This window comes from Sphingomonas sp. CCH21-G11, assembly GCF_001555965.1.
Classification (GTDB): Bacteria; Pseudomonadota; Alphaproteobacteria; order Sphingomonadales; family Sphingomonadaceae; genus Sphingomonas.
Window position 1 is genome coordinate 120,119 of sequence record NZ_LSHX01000056.1, and the last position, 20,448, is coordinate 140,566.

Annotated in this window: 20 protein-coding genes; 8 read left to right on the forward strand and 12 right to left on the reverse strand. The window is 69.3% G+C overall.

What is annotated here, in order from left to right; translation table 11 throughout:
* Positions 1 to 7: 7 nt before the first annotated feature.
* Positions 8 to 1,279 carry an NAD(P)H-hydrate epimerase gene (locus AX676_RS16575; RefSeq protein ID WP_066544484.1) on the forward strand — a complete coding sequence of 424 codons (1,272 nt, stop codon included), beginning with the start codon at positions 8 to 10 and terminating at the stop codon, positions 1,277 to 1,279.
* Positions 1,276 to 2,427, forward strand: a complete 1,152-nt coding sequence (locus AX676_RS16580; RefSeq protein WP_066544486.1) for a class I SAM-dependent RNA methyltransferase — start codon at positions 1,276 to 1,278, stop codon at positions 2,425 to 2,427. Before AX676_RS16575 ends, AX676_RS16580 begins: the two co-directional genes overlap by 4 nt.
* Here AX676_RS16580 and truA read toward each other — a convergent pair.
* Entirely contained in the window at positions 2,414 to 3,172 is a 759-nt protein-coding gene (gene truA, locus AX676_RS16585; RefSeq protein ID WP_066478542.1) for a tRNA pseudouridine(38-40) synthase TruA, read from the reverse strand. The genes AX676_RS16580 and truA overlap by 14 nt on opposite strands.
* Positions 3,169 to 4,071, reverse strand: a complete 903-nt coding sequence (gene fmt, locus AX676_RS16590; protein ID WP_066478550.1) for a methionyl-tRNA formyltransferase — start codon at positions 4,069 to 4,071, stop codon at positions 3,169 to 3,171. Before fmt ends, truA begins: the two co-directional genes overlap by 4 nt.
* A gap of 58 nt (positions 4,072 to 4,129) precedes the next feature.
* Here fmt and recR point away from each other — a divergent pair, with 58 nt between their 5' ends.
* The 3 genes from recR (at position 4,130) to rmuC (ending at position 6,751) form a co-directional block, all read left to right on the forward strand.
* Positions 4,130 to 4,726, forward strand: coding sequence for a recombination mediator RecR (recR, locus tag AX676_RS16595; protein ID WP_066478551.1), 597 nt, complete (start codon positions 4,130 to 4,132; stop codon positions 4,724 to 4,726).
* Between the two features lie 45 nt (positions 4,727 to 4,771).
* Positions 4,772 to 5,296, forward strand: a complete 525-nt coding sequence (def, locus tag AX676_RS16600) for a peptide deformylase (protein ID WP_066478552.1) — start codon at positions 4,772 to 4,774, stop codon at positions 5,294 to 5,296.
* A gap of 66 nt (positions 5,297 to 5,362) precedes the next feature.
* On the forward strand, positions 5,363 to 6,751 hold the full coding sequence (gene rmuC / locus AX676_RS16605) for a DNA recombination protein RmuC (RefSeq protein WP_066478553.1): 1,389 nt from the start codon (positions 5,363 to 5,365) through the stop codon (positions 6,749 to 6,751).
* Between the two features lie 6 nt (positions 6,752 to 6,757).
* Here the strand turns inward: rmuC and pyrF are convergent, their stop codons facing one another.
* From pyrF to AX676_RS16650, 9 genes are all read right to left on the reverse strand, one after another.
* A complete protein-coding gene (gene pyrF, locus AX676_RS16610) occupies positions 6,758 to 7,432 on the reverse strand; it encodes an orotidine-5'-phosphate decarboxylase (protein WP_066478554.1) in 675 nt (224 codons plus the stop codon).
* Entirely contained in the window at positions 7,432 to 7,791 is a 360-nt protein-coding gene (locus AX676_RS16615; protein WP_066478556.1) for a lipopolysaccharide assembly protein LapA domain-containing protein, read from the reverse strand. Before AX676_RS16615 ends, pyrF begins: the two co-directional genes overlap by 1 nt.
* 75 nt (positions 7,792 to 7,866) lie before the next feature.
* Positions 7,867 to 10,164 carry a patatin-like protein gene (locus AX676_RS16620; protein ID WP_231726080.1) on the reverse strand — a complete coding sequence of 766 codons (2,298 nt, stop codon included), beginning with the start codon at positions 10,162 to 10,164 and terminating at the stop codon, positions 7,867 to 7,869.
* A gap of 24 nt (positions 10,165 to 10,188) precedes the next feature.
* The gene (locus AX676_RS16625) at positions 10,189 to 10,887 is read right to left on the reverse strand and encodes an endonuclease/exonuclease/phosphatase family protein (RefSeq protein WP_066478559.1); all 699 of its coding nucleotides are present in this window, start codon (positions 10,885 to 10,887) and stop codon (positions 10,189 to 10,191) included.
* 39 nt (positions 10,888 to 10,926) lie between these two features.
* Entirely contained in the window at positions 10,927 to 12,282 is a 1,356-nt protein-coding gene (locus AX676_RS16630; protein WP_066478561.1) for a sensor histidine kinase, read from the reverse strand.
* Complete coding sequence (locus tag AX676_RS16635; RefSeq protein ID WP_066478736.1) at positions 12,279 to 12,995, reverse strand: response regulator; 717 nt, start codon at positions 12,993 to 12,995, stop codon at positions 12,279 to 12,281. The genes AX676_RS16630 and AX676_RS16635 overlap by 4 nt, the downstream gene beginning before the upstream one ends.
* A 110-nt stretch (positions 12,996 to 13,105) precedes the next feature.
* Positions 13,106 to 13,741 carry an EF-hand domain-containing protein gene (locus AX676_RS16640; RefSeq protein WP_066478562.1) on the reverse strand — a complete coding sequence of 212 codons (636 nt, stop codon included), beginning with the start codon at positions 13,739 to 13,741 and terminating at the stop codon, positions 13,106 to 13,108.
* 123 nt (positions 13,742 to 13,864) lie between these two features.
* Positions 13,865 to 14,635 (reverse strand): thioesterase family protein, encoded by a 771-nt coding sequence (locus AX676_RS16645; protein ID WP_066478565.1) that lies wholly within the window; start codon positions 14,633 to 14,635, stop codon positions 13,865 to 13,867.
* Complete coding sequence (locus AX676_RS16650; protein WP_066478567.1) at positions 14,632 to 16,164, reverse strand: class I adenylate-forming enzyme family protein; 1,533 nt, start codon at positions 16,162 to 16,164, stop codon at positions 14,632 to 14,634. Before AX676_RS16650 ends, AX676_RS16645 begins: the two co-directional genes overlap by 4 nt.
* A 103-nt stretch (positions 16,165 to 16,267) precedes the next feature.
* On the opposite strand from AX676_RS16650, the gene AX676_RS16655 reads away from it, so the two are divergent.
* Positions 16,268 to 17,065 (forward strand): SDR family NAD(P)-dependent oxidoreductase, encoded by a 798-nt coding sequence (locus AX676_RS16655; RefSeq protein WP_066478570.1) that lies wholly within the window; start codon positions 16,268 to 16,270, stop codon positions 17,063 to 17,065.
* A gap of 37 nt (positions 17,066 to 17,102) precedes the next feature.
* On the opposite strand, the gene AX676_RS16660 is transcribed toward AX676_RS16655, so the two are convergent.
* Positions 17,103 to 17,798 (reverse strand): glutathione binding-like protein, encoded by a 696-nt coding sequence (locus tag AX676_RS16660; RefSeq protein WP_066478572.1) that lies wholly within the window; start codon positions 17,796 to 17,798, stop codon positions 17,103 to 17,105.
* Positions 17,799 to 18,015: 217 nt separating this feature from the next.
* On the opposite strand from AX676_RS16660, the gene AX676_RS16665 reads away from it, so the two are divergent.
* Both AX676_RS16665 and AX676_RS16670 read left to right on the forward strand, forming a co-directional pair.
* Positions 18,016 to 19,230, forward strand: coding sequence for an acyl-CoA dehydrogenase family protein (locus AX676_RS16665; protein ID WP_066478739.1), 1,215 nt, complete (start codon positions 18,016 to 18,018; stop codon positions 19,228 to 19,230).
* 51 nt (positions 19,231 to 19,281) lie between these two features.
* Entirely contained in the window at positions 19,282 to 20,355 is a 1,074-nt protein-coding gene (locus AX676_RS16670; protein ID WP_066478741.1) for an acyl-CoA dehydrogenase family protein, read from the forward strand.
* Positions 20,356 to 20,448: the final 93 nt, after the last annotated feature.

Here is a 20,448-nt window from a genome sequence, read left to right on the forward strand (position 1 = left end):
GGGAGCGATGCGCGCCGCCGAGGCCGCGACCTTTGCCATGGGCGTTGCCCAGGCCGACCTGATGGAACAAGCGGGGCTTGCGGTGGCACGGACGGCCCGACGCTTCGCGGCCGGCGCGCCGGTGCTGGTGCTCGCCGGGCCGGGCAACAACGGCGGCGACGCCTATGTCGCCGCGCGCCACCTGAGCGAATGGGGCCATGACGTCATGGTGGCAGTGGCCGATTTGCCCAGATCTTCCGCTGCGCTGGAGATGCGTGCGCGCTGGACGGGACCGGTCGTGGCGCTTGCCGATGCGCAGCCGCGCGCCATGCTGATCGACGGCGTGTTCGGCACCGGGATGACCCGCCCGCTCCCCCCCGCGATCCGCGATCCTTTGCGCAAGCTGGTTCCGGCTGCGCGCTTCAGCCTCGCGATCGACCTGCCGTCGGGGCTCGACGCCGACAGCGGCGACGACCTGGGCGCGGCGCGGGTGTCGGCAACCCTTGCGCTCGGCGCGCTGAAGCCCGCGCACCTCCTGTCCTTCGGCGTCGCGGCATGCGGGCATGTCCTGCGCGATGGACTGGGCATCGCAGTCGACAGCGACTGGCACAGCATCGCCCGCCCGGTGATCGCATCGCCACGCCATGACGCGCACAAATATCGTCGTGGGCTGGTCGGCATCGTCGCGGGCGCGATGCCGGGCGCGGCCGCGCTGGCTGCGGGCGCGGCGGCGCGCGGCGGGGCGGGCTATGTCGTGGTGGCCGGCGGCATCGCTCGCGACGCTGCGGTGGTCGGCCGCGCCGCGGTCGATCGCGGGGCGCTGGCGGCGTGGCTGGCCGACGACCGGCTGCGCGTCCTCCTCATCGGACCCGGCCTGGGGCGGGGCGAGGCCGCGCGCGCGCTGGTCGAGACCGCGATCGCCGGGGACCGCCCGCTGGTGCTCGATGGCGATGCGCTGGGGCTGTGCAGTCTTGACCAGTTGAAGCGCCGCGTCGCGCCGACGGTCCTGACGCCCCATGGCGGCGAGTTCGCGGCGCTGTTCGGGGCGTGGCGCGGCAGCAAGATCGACGCGACCCTCGCCGCCGCCCGGGCCAGCGGTGCGGTCGTCGTGCACAAGGGGCCCGATACCGTCATCGCCGATCCGAAGGGCCGGGTGATCGTCGCGGCCGCCGCGACGCCATGGCTGGCGACGGCAGGGACGGGGGACGTGCTCGCCGGCCTGATCGCCAGCCGCCTTGCCGTCACGCCGGATCTGTCTCTTATACACATCTCCGAGCCCACGAGAGGGGGGAGGGCGTGACCGCCGATGGCCGCCATGTCAGCCACGCCGCGCCGGGCGATCACGTTGCGCCGGACGGCACGCTGGTGCGCGGTCCGCATCACCAGACGCCGCCATGCCGGCACTTTCCCGAATGCGGCGGCTGCCAGCTCCAGCATCTCGACGATGCTGCCTACGCGGCCTTCGTCGCCGCGCGCGTGACCACCGCGCTCGCCGCCCAGGACCTGGAGGCACCGGTCCGTGCGCCGATCCTGTCGCCGCCGCACAGCCGCCGCCGCGCGACGCTCCACGCCGAGCGGCGCGGTCGCCAGGTGCATCTGGGCTTTGCCGAGGCGCGCAGCCACCGGCTGATCGACATCGCCGAATGCCCGATCCTCGACCCGCGTTTGTTCGCACTGGTCCAGCCATTGCGCGGGCTGCTCGCGGCGATGCTGCCCCGCAGCGGCCGGGTCGATGTCCATCTCGCGCTCGCGGATCAGGGGCCCGACGTGCTTGTCACCGGGCATGATTTCGAAGGGCTGCGCGCGGCGGAGGCGATTACCGCCTTCGCGCTGCGCCATGGCCTTGCGCGCTTCGCGGTCGACGACGGCATGGGGCCGGAATCGCGCTTCGAGCCCGAACCGGTGACGATCACGCTGGCGGGCGTGCCTGTGGCGCTCCCGCCCGCCGCATTTCTCCAGGCGACCGCAGACGGCGAAGCGGCGCTGGCGGCGGCGGCGCGCGAAGTGGCCTCGGGGGCGACGACCGTTGCTGACCTGTTCGCGGGGCTCGGCACGTTCACCTTCGCAATGCCGGCGACAGCGCGCGTCTATGCCGCCGAGGGCGCGCGCGACGCGGTGCTCGCGCTCAAGGCTGCTGGCAATGCGATGCAGCGCCGGGTGTTCGTCGAACATCGCGACCTGTACCGCCGCCCGCTCGACACGGCTGAGCTCGAACGGTTCGACTGCGTCCTGCTCGATCCGCCGCGGGCCGGCGCGCGCGAGCAGGCGACGGCGCTGGCGGCATCGCGCGTGCGCAGGATCGGGTATATCTCATGTAATCCCAGCACCTTCGTACGCGATGCGAAGATGTTGTGTGAGGGTGGTCACCGCCTCGACTGGGTCCAGCCGGTCGGCCAGTTCCGCTGGTCGACTCATGTCGAGCTCGCCGCGCAGTTCAGCCGCGATTGACCTCGCCCGGATAATCGGCGCGCAGGAAGTAAAGCCCGTCGGGCGGGGCATTGAGGCCGAGCGCGGCGCGATCGCGTGCGGCAAGCGCGGCGCCGACATCGCCGGGCTGCCACTTGCCCTGGCCGACGAGCGCGAGGCAGCCGACCATCGATCGCACCTGGTGATGCAGGAACGACCGCGCCGAGGCATGGACGTGGATCTCGTCACCGATGCGCGCGACGTCCAGCCGGTCGAGCGTGCGCAGCGGGCTGTCCGCCTGGCAATGTGCCGATCGGAAGGTGGTGAAGTCGTGCCGCCCCACCAGCACCGCCGCCGCCTCACCCATCGCATCCGCATCGAGCGGCGCGGCGATCCGCCACGCCAGCCCCAGATCGACGGTCAGCGGCGCGCGCCGGTTGACGATGCGATAGCGGTAATGCCGGGCAGTGCACGAAAAGCGCGCATGCCAGTCTTCGGCGACCTCGACGCAATCGAGGATCGCGACCGGATCGGGCCGCAGTCGTGCGTTGAGCGCCTCGCCCAGGCGAAAGGCGGTGATCGACCGCGCGACATCGCAATGCGCGCGCATCGCCAGCCCGTGCACGCCCGCATCGGTGCGCCCGGCGGCGTGGACGGTCGCCTCCTCGCCGGTGACGTCGTAAATCGCGCGCTCGATCGCGGCTTGCACGCTGGGGCCGTGCGCCTGCGCCTGCCAGCCCATGAACGGGCGGCCGTCGAACTCCACGGTCAGCGCAAATCGCGTCACAACCGCGTGCCTGCCGCGATCGGAAAGCCGCGCAGCAGCTCGCCCGGCGTCATGACGCCGCGCCCGGCGCGCTGGACCTGCACCGGGCGGATCGCCCCCGATCCGCAGGCGATGGTAAGCGCCGCGTCGAGCACCTCGCCCGGCGCGCCGCTGCCCGCCACGACATCGGCGGCAAGCACGCGCACGCGTTCGTCGCCGAGCGTGAAAAAGGCACCGGGCGCGGGGTTGAAGGCGCGGACCTGACGCTCGACCTGATCCGCCGTCGCGGCAAAGTCGATGCGCGCTTCCGCCTTGTCGATCTTGGGCGCATGGGTTACACCGGTTTCCGCCTGTGCAACCGGGGGATGGGCGGCGGGATCGGCCAGCACCGCGACCATCAGCGCCGCGCCCATATCGGCCAGTTCGCGGGTGAGCGCGCCCGCGGTCTTGCGCGCGACCGGGGTCCGTCCCTCCAGCCGCACCGGGCCGGTATCCAGCCCGGCCTCCATCTGCATGATGCCGACCCCGGTCTCGGCATCGCCGGCCAGGATGGCGCGCTGGATCGGCGCCGCCCCGCGCCAGCGCGGCAGCAGCGACGCGTGGACGTTGAGGCAGCCCAGCCGCGGCGCATCGAGCACGGCGCGCGGCAGGATGAGGCCATAGGCGGCGACCACCGCGACATCGGCCTCCAGCGCCGCGAACGCCGCCTGCTCGGCCGGATCGCGCAGCCGTTCGGGGGTGCGCACCGCAATGCCAAGTGCCTCGGCGCGGGCATGGACGGGGGAGGGGGTCAGCGCCTTGCCGCGACCCGCGCGGCGCGGCGGCTGGCTATAGGCGGCCGCGACCTCGTGCCCCGCCGCGACAACCGCGTCGAGCACCGGCACCGCGAAGTCCGGGGTTCCCATGAAGATGATCCGCATCGCCTCCGTCTCAACCGCTTGGCAAAGGCATGCGCAACCCCCTATCTGATCGGCGACCATGGCCTCGCGCGAAATCGACACGCTGACCCAAGCCCTTGCCCGCTTGCCCGGACTGGGCCCGCGTTCGGCCCGGCGCGCGGTGCTCCACCTGCTCAAGCGGCGTGAAACCGCGCTCGAACCGCTGTTGCGTGCGCTGGAGGCGGTCGCCGAACGGCTGACGCCATGTTCGACCTGTGGGAATGTCGACACGAGCGATCCGTGCGCGGTCTGCGCCGATCCGCGCCGCGATGCGCGCGCGCTGTGCGTGGTGGAGGAGGTCGCCGATCTGTGGGCGCTCGATCGCGCGCGGTTGTTCCCCGGGCGTTTCCATGTGCTGGGCGGGCGGCTGTCGGCGCTCGACGGGGTAGGGCCGGAGGATCTGAGCATCGACGCGCTGATCCGGCGCGTCGCCGACGGCGGCGTGGACGAGGTCGTGCTGGCGATGAACGCGACGCTGGAGGGGCAGACGACCGCACACTATCTGGCCGAGCGGCTGGAGGGGCACCCGGTGCGCGTCACCCAGCTTGCGCATGGCCTGCCGGTCGGCGGCGAGCTCGACTATCTGGACGAGGGCACGCTGGCGCAGGCGCTGCGGGCGCGGAGGCCGGTGGGGTGATGGCCATTGCTTGACGCTGCACCGGACGAATCCTAAATCCCCGACATGGCCATCCTTCCCATCATCGAAGTGCCCGATCCGCGCCTGCGGCTGATCTCGACCCCGGTCGAGACGATCGACGACGCGGTCAAGCAGCTGATCGCCGACATGTTCGAGACGATGTATGCGGCTCCCGGCATCGGCCTGGCCGCGATCCAGGTCGGCGTGCCCAAGCGGCTGCTGGTCATGGACCTGCAAGAGGAGGAGGACGCCGACGGCAAGCCGATCCGTCAGCCGCGCGTGTTCATCAATCCCGAAATTGTCGATCCGTCCGAGGAGCAGTCGGTCTATACCGAAGGCTGCCTGTCGGTCCCCGACCAATATGCCGATGTCGAGCGCCCGGCGACCTGCCGCGTGCGCTGGCTCGACGAAGACGGCGTCCAGCATGACGAACAGTTCACCGGCCTGCTCGCGACTTGCATCCAGCACGAGATGGATCACCTGAACGGCATCGTCTTCCTCGACCATCTGTCGCGCCTGAAGCGCGAGATGATCCTCAAGAAGCTGAACAAGGCGCGCAAGGCCGCCTGATCGACGCTTGCCGTCGGGCACGCCAGCGGATAGGTTCGCGCTTCGTTCTTTTCTTGCGGAGCGCAGATGGACCCGATCACCGCCCTTTTCCTTATCATTGCGCTGCTCGGCGGGCTGGCGATCGGCTGGTGGCTGGGCCATCGCGGCGTCGCGGCGATGCGCGCCGAGCGCGATCATTTCCAGGCCGAGTTCAAGGCCGCGATCACCGACCTGGCGCGCGCAAGCGAGCAGGCGCGGGAAGTGCCCACCCTGCGCGAGGCCATGGCGTCGCTGCGCGACGAGCGCGATCAGGCGCGGCTGGAGCTGGTCGACCTGCGGGCCAAGGCCGAGGCGTTCGAGGCGCGGCTGCAGGAGTTCAAGGACGCGCGCGAGCTGATGGCGGCGCAGTTCAACGAACTGGCCAACCGATCGCTGTCGGAAGCGCAGAAGGCGTTTCTGGAGCGTGCCGACGCGCGCTTTTCCCAGGCCGGCGAGAGCAACGAGGCCAAGCTTAAGGCGCTGCTCCAGCCGGTCGAGGCGACGCTCAAGCGCTATGAGGAGAAGATCGCCAGCGTCGAGGGCGAGCGCAAGGAAGCCTATGGCAACTTGGCCGGGCTGATGGAGGCGATGCGGGTCGGCCAGGAATCGGTCAAGTCGGAGGCCGCCAAGCTGGTCAACGCGCTGCGTTCCGCGCCCAAGGCGCGCGGGCGCTGGGGCGAGCAGCAGCTGCGCAACGTGCTCGAAAGCTGCGGACTTGCCGAGCATACCGATTTCCAGATGGAGGTCAGCGTCGAGGCGGACGGCGGTCGGCTGCGCCCCGATGCGATCGTGCGCATCCCCGGCGGGCGATCGCTGGTCATCGACGCGAAGGTATCGCTCAACGCCTATCAGGACGCGTTCGGCGCGGTCGACGAGGGCGAACGTGCCGCGCACCTCGCCGCGCATGTCGCGTCGATGAAGGGGCACGTCACCGCGCTGGGCGCCAAGGCCTATCAGGCGCAGTTCGAGGACGCGCCCGATTACGTCATCATGTTCGTGCCGGGCGAACATTTCCTGTCCGCCGCGCTCGAACATGCGCCGGACCTCTGGGACTATGCGTTCGATCGCCGCGTGCTGATCGCGACCCCGACCAACCTGATCGCGATCGCGCGCACGGTGGCGGCGGTGTGGCGGCAGGAGAAGCTGGCCGGCGAAGCACGCGAGATCGCGGCGCTCGGGCGCGAACTGCACGCGCGTGTCGCCAAGATGGGCGAGCATGTCGCCCGGCTCGGCCGCAATCTTGAACTGGCGAACGGGGCGTACAATGCGTTCGTCGGCAGCCTGGAATCGAACGTGATGACGCAGGCGCGGCGGTTCGAAACGCTCAATGTCGATACCGGCGGCAAGTCGATCGACGTGCTGCCAATGGTCGAGCAGTCGCCGCGCCCGCTGACCAAGCTGAGCATCGCGCCGTCGCTGCCCGACGCGGCGGAATAATAGGGGTCACAGCGTCGCTTCGATCGCGCGGGCGGCCTGGTCGGGGTCTTCGGCCTGCGTGATCGGGCGGCCGACCACCAGGATCGACGCGCCGGCGTCGAGCGCGGCGCGCGGCGTCACCACGCGTTTCTGGTCGCCGGCATGGCCATCGGCGGGCCGCACGCCGGGGACGACGAAGAAGCCCTGCGGCCAGGCGCGTTTGGCGGCGGCGACTTCGGCACCCGAACACACGACGCCGTCGATGCCGGCGGCGCGCGCCAGTTCGGTCAGCCGCACCACCTGTTCATGCGGATCGGGCGCCAGGCCGATCGAGCGCAGGTCGCCGCCGTCGAGGCTGGTGAGCATCGTCACCGCGACGACGCGCGTACCCGTGGGCGCCGCCGCCTTCGCATCCTCCATCATCGCGCGGCCGCCCGCGGCATGAATGGTCAGGATGGCAGGCTCGAGCGGCCGCAGCGCCTGGATTGCCTTGGCCACGGTGTTGGGGATGTCGTGAAGCTTGAGATCGAGAAAGATCGGCAGACCGATTTCCGCCATCTCGCGCACGCCCGACCGGCCGTTGGCGGCGAAGAACTCCAGCCCGAGCTTGATGCCGCCGACATGATTGCGGACGCGGGTGGCGATCGACCGCGCGCGATCGATATCGGGCGTGTCGAGCGCAACGAAGAGCGGCGAGCGCATCAGCGCGCATCCGCCGGCGGCGCGCCCAGCGGCAGCATGTCCGGATCTTCGCGTGGTTCCACCGGGCCGGGCGGCGCGGTTTCCGGGGGAAAGGCAGGAAGCTGGGCGGCGTTGCGCAGTTCCATCACGTTGCGCTCGGACGCGGCGAGGCGCTGGCGCATCCGCCAGCGGGACGTGCGATAGAGCAGATAGACCGGAACGAAACCGAGCAGGAAGGTGAGCAGCAGCAGTACCGGCAGGTTGATCTGGGCGACGAGGCCGCCCCACAGGCGGACATCGACCGACACCCAGTTGTTGAACGCGAACGCGACGGCCAGCCCGACGAGCAACGCCCAGAACAGGGTCCGCAAAAACTGCATGTTGATCCTTTGATCCGCCTATCCCGGGGCGATCTTATGCGCCCCGCGCGCGCATTGCCAGCTTGAAGGCCGGTTTCAGCCGATTTCGGCGCGCAGCTCCGCAAACAGCGGCTGGATTGTTTGCAGCCGCGATTGCTCCTCGTCGAGGATCGCCAGAAAAGCCGCGCGCTTCAAGGCGGTTACGCGCCCCGGCGGAAGGTGCGCGTTCGCGCCGAGCGTGGACAGTACGATGTCGATCATGCGCTCGGCGCCGTGCAGGCGGCCCCAGAGATAGTCGTTCTCGCGATAGGCGCGGCTGAAGAACGCCCCGAAATAGTTGAACTGGATGCCCTTCAGCGTCGCCGCGGCCCCGCCGCTGCGAATGCTTGGAGCATCGTCGGGCGAGATGCGGTCGACCCGGATCGGATCGAACTCGTCCAGCCCCTCGCCCTGCAGGAGCGGCAGCGTGGCGATGTCGAAGAACGGGAAGCCGAGATAGGCAAGCAGCAACGGCCGCCGCAACTCGCGCGACAGGCCGCACAGCCCCTGCGACAGCAGTTCCTCGGTCCGGGCGTCGAGCGCGCGCAGGTCCATCGCCGCGCCCAGCCGGTCGAGGATAGGCCCCGCCTCCTCGCGCATCGCGCGGACATCATGGCGCAGGTCGGCAAAGCGGCTGTGGCGCTCGCAATCGAGATAGACGGCGAGCGCGGCATAGACCGCGTCGCGGATCGGCCGCAGGTCGCTGTCGACGTGCAGTGCGTCGAGCTCGGTCAGGCGGCGCGCCATCAGGCGCAACCGGCGGATGCGAAAGCCGAGGTCGAAGGTGCGCAGGAAATCGATCGTCGTCGAGTCGGCGGTGCCCGGGCGGCTGCCGCCGAAGCGGTCATAGCCGCGGGCGTGGACGCATCGCGCGATCGACTGGCGGATGGTGCGCCGCCGCTCGGGTCCCGGTTCGTCGCCGACCCGCAGCAGCAGGTCCGCGATCCGGTCGACCACGCCCTCGACCTTGACGAGCCCATAGGCGGCGTGACCGAACCCCGCACGCGCCACCGCCTGTGCCTGGGCGCGGTTACGCCACGCCATCAGCCGCTTGGACGTGGGAAAGTCGAGGAACAGGGTATAGCCGAACAGGCTCTCGACCTCGTGCTCGACCTCGGCACGGATCGTCTCGACGATCCGGCGCAGCCGCTCGATCCGGTCGGATCGCGTCGCGATCGATTCCAGATTGTCGCGGATCGGCTGGTGTCGCGGCAGTTCCGAGATCGACGCGATCAGCGTCTGGAAAAAGCCGGGTGGGCCCTTGGCACGGCCGTAGAGGCCGAAGCGCGCGCCCGGCGTCGGGTCGATATAGACGAAGCGCCGATCGATCTGGCGGCGCGCCGGGCGTTCGCGCAGCGCGTCGATGGCGGGGGCGAACGGCGCATTGGTCAGCACCGATCCGTCGATCAGTACCGCGCTTTCGGCCATTTTCGCAGCCGCCTGACGTGGCAGCGCGCGGGCGAGGAACGCGTCGCGCCCCGTCCATTCGACGCCGCGCTCGGCCAGCACCTCGTCAAGCTCGGCGACCGTAAAGGGCGGAAATGCCCCGGGAAAGCTCGAGGTCGCGCGCGCCGCAAAGGCGAGCTCGGCGGGTGCGCCGATCGCATCCCCCGCCTGGCCACGATCGCTGAAGGCGACCACCAGCCGATGTTCGGTCTCCATCACCTCGGGCGGCGAATTGAGCCGCAGCATCTCGGGATGTCCGCCGAAATCGGTCACCGTCACGAACAGGTCGAGCGGTTGATCGGGCGGCAGCAGGCGCGGGCCCGCAGGTGCCGCCGCCATGGCGTCGAAGGCATCGAGCAGCATGTGCAGCATGCGCTTGCCGCCAAAGGGTGGCTCGAACCAGCGCGACCGCACGAAATGGTCGAGCTTGTCGCGAACTTCTTCGCGCGCGCTCGCCTCGACCGTCTCGTCGACCATCTTGATCCGGTTGAGCGCCATCCACGCGATCGGGCGCGCCCATGCCTTGGTCAGCGCCGATTGCGGGGCCTGGTCGGGGTCGATCAGCGCCTCGACATCCGCGAGCTCGAGCCAGAGATTGGTCAGCGGGTCGAGCGACTGGCCGGTGGTGATCGCCTGGGCCAGGAACACGCCGTTGATGCCGCCCGCGCTCGCGCCCGCGATGATGTCGTTCAGCACGCGCAGCTTGATCCCGGCGGTTGCCTCGATCTCGTGAAGCAGCGCGCGATAGGTTGCCTGGCTGCCCGGGGTCGCGGGCTCGCCTTCGCGATAGGCGCGGCTGGCGCGGACCAGGTGCCAGATCTCCTTGGAAATGCCGTGCATGTAGATCGCCAGGCTGATGCCGCCATAGCAGACCAGCGCGAGCCTCAGCTCCTTGTCGCGCACTTCCATGCCGCTCTCCCCGGCGTTGCCGTTCTAGTTTTTCAGCGAAAGGCTAGCCCAGATCGGCAGGTGATCGGAAGCGGTGCGCGCCGCCCGGCTGGCATGGACGCCGCAACTTTCGACAATCCAGTCGCTTGACACGATGATCCGATCGAGCCGTCCGACCGGCCGGCGCGCGTGAAAACTGGGGCCGGTCGGCACGATCCGGTGATCCCGGCCGAAATCGGCGAGACAACCGCCCGCCGGCCGCCATTCGTTGAGGTCGCCCATCAGGATCGTCGGGAGCGGCTCGGCCGCGCCGTCGAGGTGCGACAGCACCGCATGCGCCTGTCGCCGCCGCCAAAGCCCCGACAGGTCGAGGTGCATGCCCACGATCCGCAGCGGGCGGCCGGCGAGCTGAACGTCCGCGGTTACCGCGCCGCGCGGCTCGAGTGCGGGCAGGTGCAATGCCTCGCCGGCAAGCACTGACGCCGATTTGCGGATCAGCAGCGCATTGCCATGCCACCCCATGCTGTCGGGTCGCCGCGCGAGCGGCACCGGCTGAAGGTCGCTGTGCTCGTCGAGCAGGTGGCGCGGGAGGACCGCGGTGCGCGCACCGAACCGCCGGTCGCATTCCTGCAGCGCGACGATATCGGCATCGATCTCGTTGAGCACGGCCAGGATCCGTTCGGGCATCCGCCGCCGGTCCGTGCCGATCGCCTTGCGGATGTTATAGCTCGCGACCTTGATCATGTCCGGCTGCTTCTAGGCGGTCGCACGCCCCGCGACCAGTCAGCGCGGCAGCACGACCGTCGCGATGAGGCCGCCGCCGTCGCGATTGGCCAGCCGGATCACGCCGCCCGCATCGCCGACGATCGCGCGGGCCAGCGCGAGGCCGAGGCCGATCCCGCCGGTGTCGCGATTGCGGGAGTTCTCCAGGCGCATGAACGGGTCGAATACCGCGTCGAGCTGTCCGGCCGGGATGCCCGGGCCGCGATCGCAGACCTCGATCCGGGCCTCGGTCGCGGTCGCGGTCAGCCGAACCTCGGCCGAGCCGCCATATTTGACCGCGTTTTCGATCAGGTTGCGCAGCGCGCGCCGCATCAGCGACGGGCGCAGCCGCATCGGCGTGCGCGGCGCGTCCTCGGTCACCACGTCCGCGCCAAGGTCATGGAAGTCGGCGACGACCGCGTCGACGAGCGCGGCGAGGTCGACATCGGTGATCGCTTCGCTCGGCCGGCCCAGGCGAGCGAGCGACAGGATATCCTCGAGCGTGCGGCTCATTTCCGCGATGATGTCCGCCATTCGCGCGCGATCCTGCTCGTCCTCCACCGATTCGACGCGGACGCGCAGCGCGGCGAGCGGCGTGCGCAGGTCATGGCCGATCGCGCCCAGCATCCGGTCCTTTTCGTCCAGCATCGCGGTGACGCGATCGCCCATCGCGTTGTAGGCGGAAATCACATCGCGCAACTCCCCCGGTCCGCGCTCGTCGATCCGGACGGCCGGCGCGCCGGGGCGAAAGGCGCGCGCGGACGCCGCAAGACTGCGCAGCGGCTCGGAAATGCGCCGGCCCGCCCACAGGATCGGGATCAGCACGACGACGTAGAGGATGACCGTCTGGGCGACCAGTCGCCACATGAGGGCCAGGTCGCTGCGCGGCCAGGCGATCGCGAGCGACAGCCAGCCGCGTCCGGGCAGTTCCACTGCGACCAGCAATTCGGCGCCAAAGCGGCGAAGCCGTTCGATCCGGCGGGGGGCGAGGGTGGCGATGCGCGGATCGCCGCGGTCGAAGGGGCGCACCCCGGTGACGATGCGCCCGTGTGCGATGCCGGCTTCGTCCAACGCTTCCGCCAGGCCGCGTTCGACATCGCGCGCGGCGCGCAGCTGCCCCGGCACGGGGTTTGCCGCCACCAGCCGCACGCGTCCGCGCCGTTGCCACCCCAACCCGGTGAACCGCCCGTTCTCGATGCGGTCGACCGCGTCGACGATGCGGGTGATTGCGGGCAGGGTCACCTGGGTGAAGCGCACGATGCGGCGCTCGCGCAGCAACAGCCCGAAATTGATCGCCTGCGCGACGAACAGCGCAAGCGCGACGAGCAGCGCGATCTGGCCGGACAGGCTGCGCGGCCAGAGCTGCAACCGCTTCACAGCCGGGTGACTTCGGTGGCCAGCGTGTAGCCGCCGCCCCAGACCGTCTTGATGATCGACGGGTTCTTCGGGTCGGGCTCGATCTTCTTGCGCAGCCGGCTGACCTGATTGTCGATCGCGCGGTCGAACGCCTGCGCCTCGCGCCCCTGCGTCAGGTCGAGCAACTGGTCGCGGGTCAGCACCTGGCGCGGCCGCAGCACGAGCGCATGGAGCAGGTTGTACTCGCCCGACGAAATCGGCACCTCGACCCCCTCGCGGTCGACGAGCGTGCGCTCGCCGGTCTTGAGCACCCAGCCGGCAAAGCCGAAGGCGCCGGTTTCGGGCGCATGCTGGCGCACGCCGGTTGCGGCGCGGCGCAGCACCACCTTGATCCGCGCGGCGAGCTCGCGCGGGGAGAACGGCTTCACGACATAGTCGTCGGCGCCCATTTCCAGCCCGACGATCCGGTCGGTCTCTTCGGCCTTGGCGGTCAGCAGGATGACGGGCGTGTCGCTGGTCGCGCGGATGTGGCGGCACAGGCTGAGCCCGTCCTCGCCCGGCATCATGATATCGACGATGGCAAGATCGATCGCATAGGCGCTCAGCCGCGACCGCGCGCCTTCGGCGTCACCCGCCTGGGTGACGCGAAAGCCCTGCTTGCCGAGATACTGCGCCAGCGGCTCGCGGATCGAGCGCTCGTCGTCGACCAGCAGCAGATGAGGAAGATCAGCCATGTCCATCGGCTAGCACAGTCCGGACAGAAGGAAACAGGCCGCGCAGGGGCGGCAATCGCATCGCCGGGCGGTTCGGGGAGGGGAAGTCGCCGCCCGGCGATGCGTGGGCGTCACTCGCCCGCAGGGGTTTCGAGTGCGGCATCGGGGCCCGGCGCACCGCGCTGGAACCGCTCACGCCACTTGGCGCGGGTCGCGGCACGCTCGTCGGCATCGATGCGGCCGTCCCGGTTGGTGTCCAGACGCGCAAAGCGCTGATCGGCCTGGGCGAGCGCCTCAGCCTTGCTGATCGCCTGGTCACCGTTGGTGTCGACGCGCTTCAGCATCGCCGCGCGCACCTGTTCGCCACGCGCCGCCCATTGCGCCTTGGCGGCGTCGGCTTCGGCGCGGGTGATCGATCCGTCGCGGTTGGTGTCGAGCCGTTCGAACATCCCGTCGATCATCGCGCCCGGTGCGCGACCGCCGCCATGATGGCCGGCATGGCCGCGCCCATCGCGCTTGCCGCCGCGCCGCTGCAGTTCCTCGGCCGTCAGCTTGCCGTCGCCGTTCGCGTCGCGGCGGGCGAACCGCTTTTCCGCCTGCGCGCGCATCTCGTCGCGGCTGATCGCGCCGTCATTGTTCGTGTCGACGCGCTTCAGCATGCGCTCGCCGCGCGCCATGCCGCCGCCCGGCGCCATGCCCTGGGTGGCGACCGCCACCCCGCCGAGCGTCGTCGCCGACAGCGCGGCCAGGAGTATGAGCTTCTTCATCGTGCAAGTCCTCGTTCCAACGCGGCACCGTTGCCGTCTGGAGAGGTTTATCGACGGATGCTGTCGCAGACCGATGTCACCGCGTGACGAAATTGTCGCAGTTTGTCGCCGCCCGCGGCACGATCAGCCAAAGATGGCGACGCCCTGCATCCCTTCGCCCACCGGATCGCCGGCCGCGTTCCAGATGCGCATCGACTGGCTGCTATAGCCGTCGCGGGCGTGATCGCTGTTCGCCCGGAGCAGCCACCAGCCATCATCGGTCCGGGGTGCGGGTGTCGTCAGGTTCAGGATCCACGTCAGCGAGCTCAACGGCCGCGGTTCGCTCAACAGCTTGAACGCGGCAGGCGGCAGGGCGTCGCCGATCGCCATCATCTCGACCATCGGATGAAGGCCGTCGCGGTGGCGCAGGCGCGCCCAGCGCAACCATTCGGCAGGGCCAAGCCCTTCCTTCACATCGTAGAACTCGAAATTGCCGGTGAAGAAGGTGTCGGGGCCGACATAAAGTGCCGCGTCGGCGGGCGGGATCGGAACCGGCGCGCGTGACGCCGCATCCCGGGCGATGGTCGAGGCGATCTGCGCCATGAACACGAAGGTCGCGCGCAGGCCCAGCCCGGCGTCCGACCGCACATCGGCCTGGATGAAGGCGGCGTTACGGCCGCGACGCAGCAGCAGCGGCTCGACCGTCACCTCCCCGGCCAGTGGCCCGATGAAGCTGACCTGCGCCGAACGCAGCGGCGGCAGGTCGTCAGCCAGGCCAAGCGCGGCGTGCAGGGCGAGGGCGGCCGAAAGCCCGCCATAGGCCGTGCGGCCCTGGAGCCAGGTTTCGGGGATGGTGGCGACGAAGCCATCGCCGGCGGGACGCGCCTCCGCCAGCAGCGTGGCGAGCGCGGTCATGCCGCCTCGCGCGCGAAGCGGTCGCGCAACTCGCGCTTCAGCACCTTGCCGATCGCGCTGCGCGGCAGCTCCTCGATCGCGTGGAGCGCGGACAGGCGCTGGGTCTTGCCGACCTGCGCGTTGAACCAGGCGAGAATCTCGTCAGGCGCGGCATCCGCGTCCCGCCGGGGCACGAAGACGCCGACCGGGGTTTCTCCCCATTGATCGGACGGCACGCCGATCACCGTGCAGTCCGCCACTGCCGGGTGCGTCGCCAGCACGGCCTCGAGGTCCGACGGATAGATGTTGAACCCGCCCGAGATGATCAGGTCCTTCTTGCGGTCCATCAGGATCAGAAAGCCGTCCGCGTCGAAGCGGCCGATATCACCGTGGCGAATGAAGCGCGTCCCGTCGGGCGCGATCCACGTCGCGGCCTGCGTCGCGTCGTCGCGATTGTGATAGCCGGACATGCGCGCCGGCGACCGGCTGACCACTTCGCCGGTAGCGCCCGGCGGCACCTCGTGCCCCTCGTCGTCGATCAGGCGAATGTCGTGCCCCTCCATCGGCCGCCCGACGGTGTGGAGCTTGTCGGGGAAGTAGCTGGCGATCAGCATCGTCGACCCGCCGCCCTCGGTCATGCCGTAATATTCGACGAGCAGCCCCGGCCACCGGGCCAGCACGTCGCGCTTGAGCGCGGGGCTGAACGGCGCGCTCGTGCACGCCTTGAGCTGGAAGCTTGTCAGGTCGAACCGGTCGAACGTGGGGTCGGCCATGATCCGCTGATACTGGACGGGCACCAGCATGACGTGCGTCGCGCGATGTTGCGCGGCGAGTTCGAGGAAGCGTCGCGCATCGAACTTCGCCATCAGGACGAGCGTGCCGCCATAAGCGAGCGTCGGAAGCCACGTGACGTTGGTCGTGTTTGAATAGAGCGGCGTGGCGACGATGGTGACCGCGTCCGAAAAGCCCGCCGTGGCGGTGACCCGCACATAGGCCCAGCGCATCGCGTGGCTCTGCACGATCCCCTTCGGCGTGCCGGTCGTGCCGGACGAATAGATGATCGTGAACGCATCGGCCGGACCGACGGCGACGGGCGCAGGTTCGGCAACGTCGACAAGCCAGCTGTCGAGCGGCTGGTCGATCTGCACGGTCGACACGATGCTCGTCGCGTCGTCCCCCAGCGCCTCGACGCCGGCCGCATCGGCGAACAGCATGCGGGCGCCGCAATCCGCGATCATCGCGCGAAGCTGCGCCGGGGTCGCCGAGGGGGCGAGCGGGGCGGGCACGCCACCAGCGCGCAGCGTTCCGATCATCACCGCGACATAGGCCGCGCAGGGCAGGGCGAGGATCGCGACGCAATCACCCTTGGCCAGCCCGTCGCGCTGCAGGGCGGCGGCGATCCGGTCGATCATGCGGTCGAGTTCGCGATAGGTCGTACGCGCCGCCGCATCGATGACCGCGACATGATCGGGCCGCTCGCGTCCATGCGCGTGCACGAGGTCCGAGAACGTGCCGAAATCGGCGTCCAGCAGTTCAGCCGCGCGCGCCATCCTTCCTCCCGCACCGTTGACTGGTCGCAGCTAGGCGATCGGATCGGCAAATGCCATACGCGACATTCGAAAAACGCAGGGATGCGGAAAGAAGGAGCGAGGCATGGCGAATGCGATGGACGGCCGCGTCGCGATCGTGACCGGGGGCGGAACGGGGATCGGCGCGGCGGTGGTGCGTGCACTGGCGGCGCGCGGCGTGCGCTGCGCGATCAATTACGCGACCAGCCGCGACAAGGCGGAAGCATTGGTTGCAGAACTCGCCAATGGCTCGATCGCGGTTCAGGCCGACATCGCGGACGATACCGCGTGTCGCGCGCTTGCCGATGCGACGATGACGGCGTTCGGGCGCATCGATTTTCTGGTCAACAATGCCGGCAAGACCAAGTTCGCCAATCATGAGGATCTGGAAGCGCTGTCGGCGGACGATTTCGTCGATATCTATCGGGTCAACACCGTCGCCGCCTTTCAGATGACGCGGGCCTGTGCGCCCGCGCTTCGCGCCGGGCCGGCGGGCGCGATTGTCAACGTGGCATCGGTGGCGGGCGCGTTCGGCATGGGCTCCTCGGTCGCCTATGCCTGCTCGAAGGGCGCGCTGATCACGCTGACCAAGAGCATGGCGCGCGTGCTCGCCCCCGCTATCCGGGTCAATGCGGTCGCGCCCGGCTATGTCGGAACCGGCTGGTACTCGGACCGGCTGGGCGCAGAGGGATTTGCCGCGCTCAATCAGCGCGTCGCCGCCCAGGTGCCGATGGCGATGGCGACGATGGCCGAAGACGTCGCCGCGCCCATCGTCGCGCTGCTCGACCCGGCGATGCGTGCGATGACGGGCGAGATAATGCTGGTCGATGCGGGCGGGCACCTTGACGTCGCGCTCAGCCGCCGGCCCGGACGCGAGCTCTGACCGGCCCCGCACGTTAGGGTGCGGGGCCGTCGTCCGCTCAGCCGCCGGCCTTTGCGGTCTGACCGAACAGGATCTTGCGTGATTCCTCCGTCACCACGGGGGTCGTATTCAACCCCTCCGCCTTCGCATAGGCGGCCTTCGTTCCGGGGCGTGCCGCGATCGATTCGAACCAACGCTTCAGGTTCGGGAAATCGGCGAGATTCTGACCCTGCGCCTCGTGCGGCACGATCCACGGATAGGCGGCCATGTCGGCGATCGAATAGTCTCCCGCAACAAAGTCGCGGCCGGCCAGCCGCCGGTCGAGCACGCCGTAGAGCCGATTGGTTTCGTTGACGTAGCGGTTGATCGCATATTCGATCTTTTCCGGCGCGTAGCGGCTGAAATGGTGGTTCTGGCCCAGCATCGGTCCCAGGCCGCCCATCTGCCACATCAGCCATTGCGAAACCTCGATCCGCGCGCGCGGGGTCGCGCCGCAGAACTTGCCCATCTTGTCGGCCAGATAGGTGAGGATCGCGCCCGATTCGAAGATCGAGATCGGGTCGCCACCATCCGCGGGCGCATGATCGATGATCGCGGGCATGCGATTATTGGGCGCGATCTTCAGGAAACCGGGATCGAACTGCTCGCCGGCCGCGATGTTGATCGGTGTGATCCGGTAATCGAGTCCGGCTTCTTCCAGGAACATCGTGATTTTGTGGCCATTGGGGGTCGGCCAGTAAAAAAGTTCGATCATGGCAGCGGGACTCCGTGTGTGTATTTGCGCCTTGGGCGCACGTCATGTGGGGCGGGGTGCGCGCCCCGGCAACCGCCCGCGCGGCGCGTGCGCCAAGTGATCGGCGTGCCGCGTGCGCCGCAGGGTCGTGCCGATGGACGGGCTTGACGACGATTACGCCATACCGCAGTTTCGAAAGTGGATGTGCCGGCCGATGAGCGCCGGAGAGGAGAAGCCGATGGCAACGCGCGCCGAAGATGTGACCGATCCGCTCGAGAGCTTCCGGGCCACCGCCCGGGCCTGGCTGGCCGAGCATTTCCCACCCGCGCTCAAGGGCAAGGACCATGGCTTGTCCGCGCTGGAAGGACCGTCAGAGCTGAGCCCGGACGAGGCCGCGTGGAAGAAGGCGATCGGTGAGAAGGGGTGGAGTGTCCCCACCTGGCCCGTCGAATATGGCGGCGGCGGGCTGAGCCCCGCCGAGGCACGCGTCCTGGCCGAGGAGATGGGTCGCGTCGGTGCCTGGAACCCGGTCAGCGGCAGCATGGGCGTGATGATGTTCGGGCCGACCCTGCTCGAATATGGCAACGAGGCGCAGAAGCGCGAGCACATTCCGGCGATCGCTAAGGGCGAGGTACGCTGGTGCCAGGGCTATTCGGAACCCAATGCCGGTTCCGATCTCGCCAACCTTCAAACCTTTGCCGAAGACAAGGGCGACCATTATCTCGTCAACGGCCAGAAGACCTGGACCAGCGGCGGGCAATGGGCGGACAAGTGCTTTGCCCTGGTCCGCACCGACAAGGCGAAGAAGCATGAGGGGATCAGCTTCCTGTTGATCGACATGAAGTCCCCCGGCGTCGAGGTGCGGCCGATCAAGCTGATTTCGGGCTCGTCACCCTTTTGCGAGACCTTCTTCACCGACGTGAAGGTGCCCAAGGAAAATCTGGTCGGGGCACCGGGCCAGGGCTGGACGATCGGCAAGCGGCTGCTTCAGCACGAACGCTCCAGCCTGTCGGGTGGCGGATCGAGCGCCGGGCGGATGTTCGCCGGGACGCCGCTGGGCCAGATGGCGAAGAAATATCTCGGCGACGCGGATGGCCGCGTCCCCGACAGCGACCTTCGCATGCGGATCGTGCGCCACGAAATGGACATGCGCGCCTTTGCCATGACGCTGCGCCGCGCCGCGATCGACGCCAAGTCGAACCAGGGCCCGTCGGCCGCAACGTCGATCATGAAAAATGTCGGCGCGCGGGTGATGCAGGAGCGCGCCGAACTGGCGATCGAGATCATGGGGATGAACGGCCTGGGCTGGGAAGGCGAAGGCTTCACCGAGGAGGAGCTGGGCCAGACGCGCGCGTGGCTGTGGGGCAAGGCGGTGTCGATCTATGGCGGATCGAGCGAGATCCAGAACAATGTGATCGCCAAGCGCATCCTGGGGATGCTCGACCACCAGTGAATGGCGTCGCCCCGGCTCGCGCCGGGCGGCGACCGGAACAGAGGAACTGAAATGGCCGCATTGACCGAAGAGCAGACGATGCTGCGCGATCTGGCGCGCGAATGGGCGGACAACGAGGCGCCGGTCAGCGCCTTTCGCCGGGTGCGCGACACCGCGCCGCCCGAGGGCTATGACATCGCGCACTGGCGCGCGCAGGCGGAAATGGGATTTGCCGGCATCATCGTGCCCGAAGCGCATGGCGGGGCCGGCATGGGCTATCTGTCGCTCGGCATCGTGCTGGAGCAGCTGGGCCGCAACCTGGTCGCGACCCCCCTCGCGGCGACGGCCGCGGCGACCAGCGCGATCCTGCTCGGTGGCAGCGAGGCCCAACAGGCGCACTGGCTGCCCCGCATCGCAACCGGCGAAATCGTCGCCGCACTGGCGGTGGACGAGGGGCCGCATTTCAACCCGACCCGGATCAGCACGCGTGTCGCCGATGGCCGGCTGACCGGCACCAAGGCGTTCGTGGCCGAGGGGGACAGCGCGAGCCTGTTCGTCGTCGCGGCAACCGACGGCGTCTACCTGGTCCCGGCGGGCGAAGGGATTATGCGTGCGCGACGCCGCATGACCGACGCGCGCAGCCATGCCGAAATCCGTTTCGACGGTGCGGCCGCAGAACGGCTCGCGGGCGGCGGCGATGGGCTGCTGACCGCGGTTACCGACCGGGCGGCGGCGGCGGCGTGCGCCGAAATGCTGGGCATGGCCGAAAGCGCGTTCCAGACGGTCAACGACTATCTGAAGACGCGTGTCCAGTTCGGCCAGCCGCTGTCGACCTTTCAGGCGCTCCAGCATCGCATGGCGAAGCTGTTCACCGAACTCGAGCTGATGCGATCGGTGGTCGAGGGCGCGCTCGAGGCGATCGACGCCAATCGTTCCGACCTGTCGCAGACGGTCAGCCTGGCCAAGGCGTTCGCCGGCGATGTCATGAACCTGGTCAGCCGCGAGGCGATCCAGCTGCACGGCGGGATCGGCATGACCGACGACTATGACGTCGGCTTCGTCCTCAAACGGTCGCGCGTGGTCGAGGCGATGTGGGGCAACGCGGCGTGGCACCGCGAACGCTTCGCCCGCCTCAACGGCTACTGAGGCACCTCCGGACAACATCGCTGGGGCGTTTTCAAAGCTCGGGTCCGGGCGATGGCCGGGCCGGCCCGGCGCTATGTCAAAATGGCAACAATC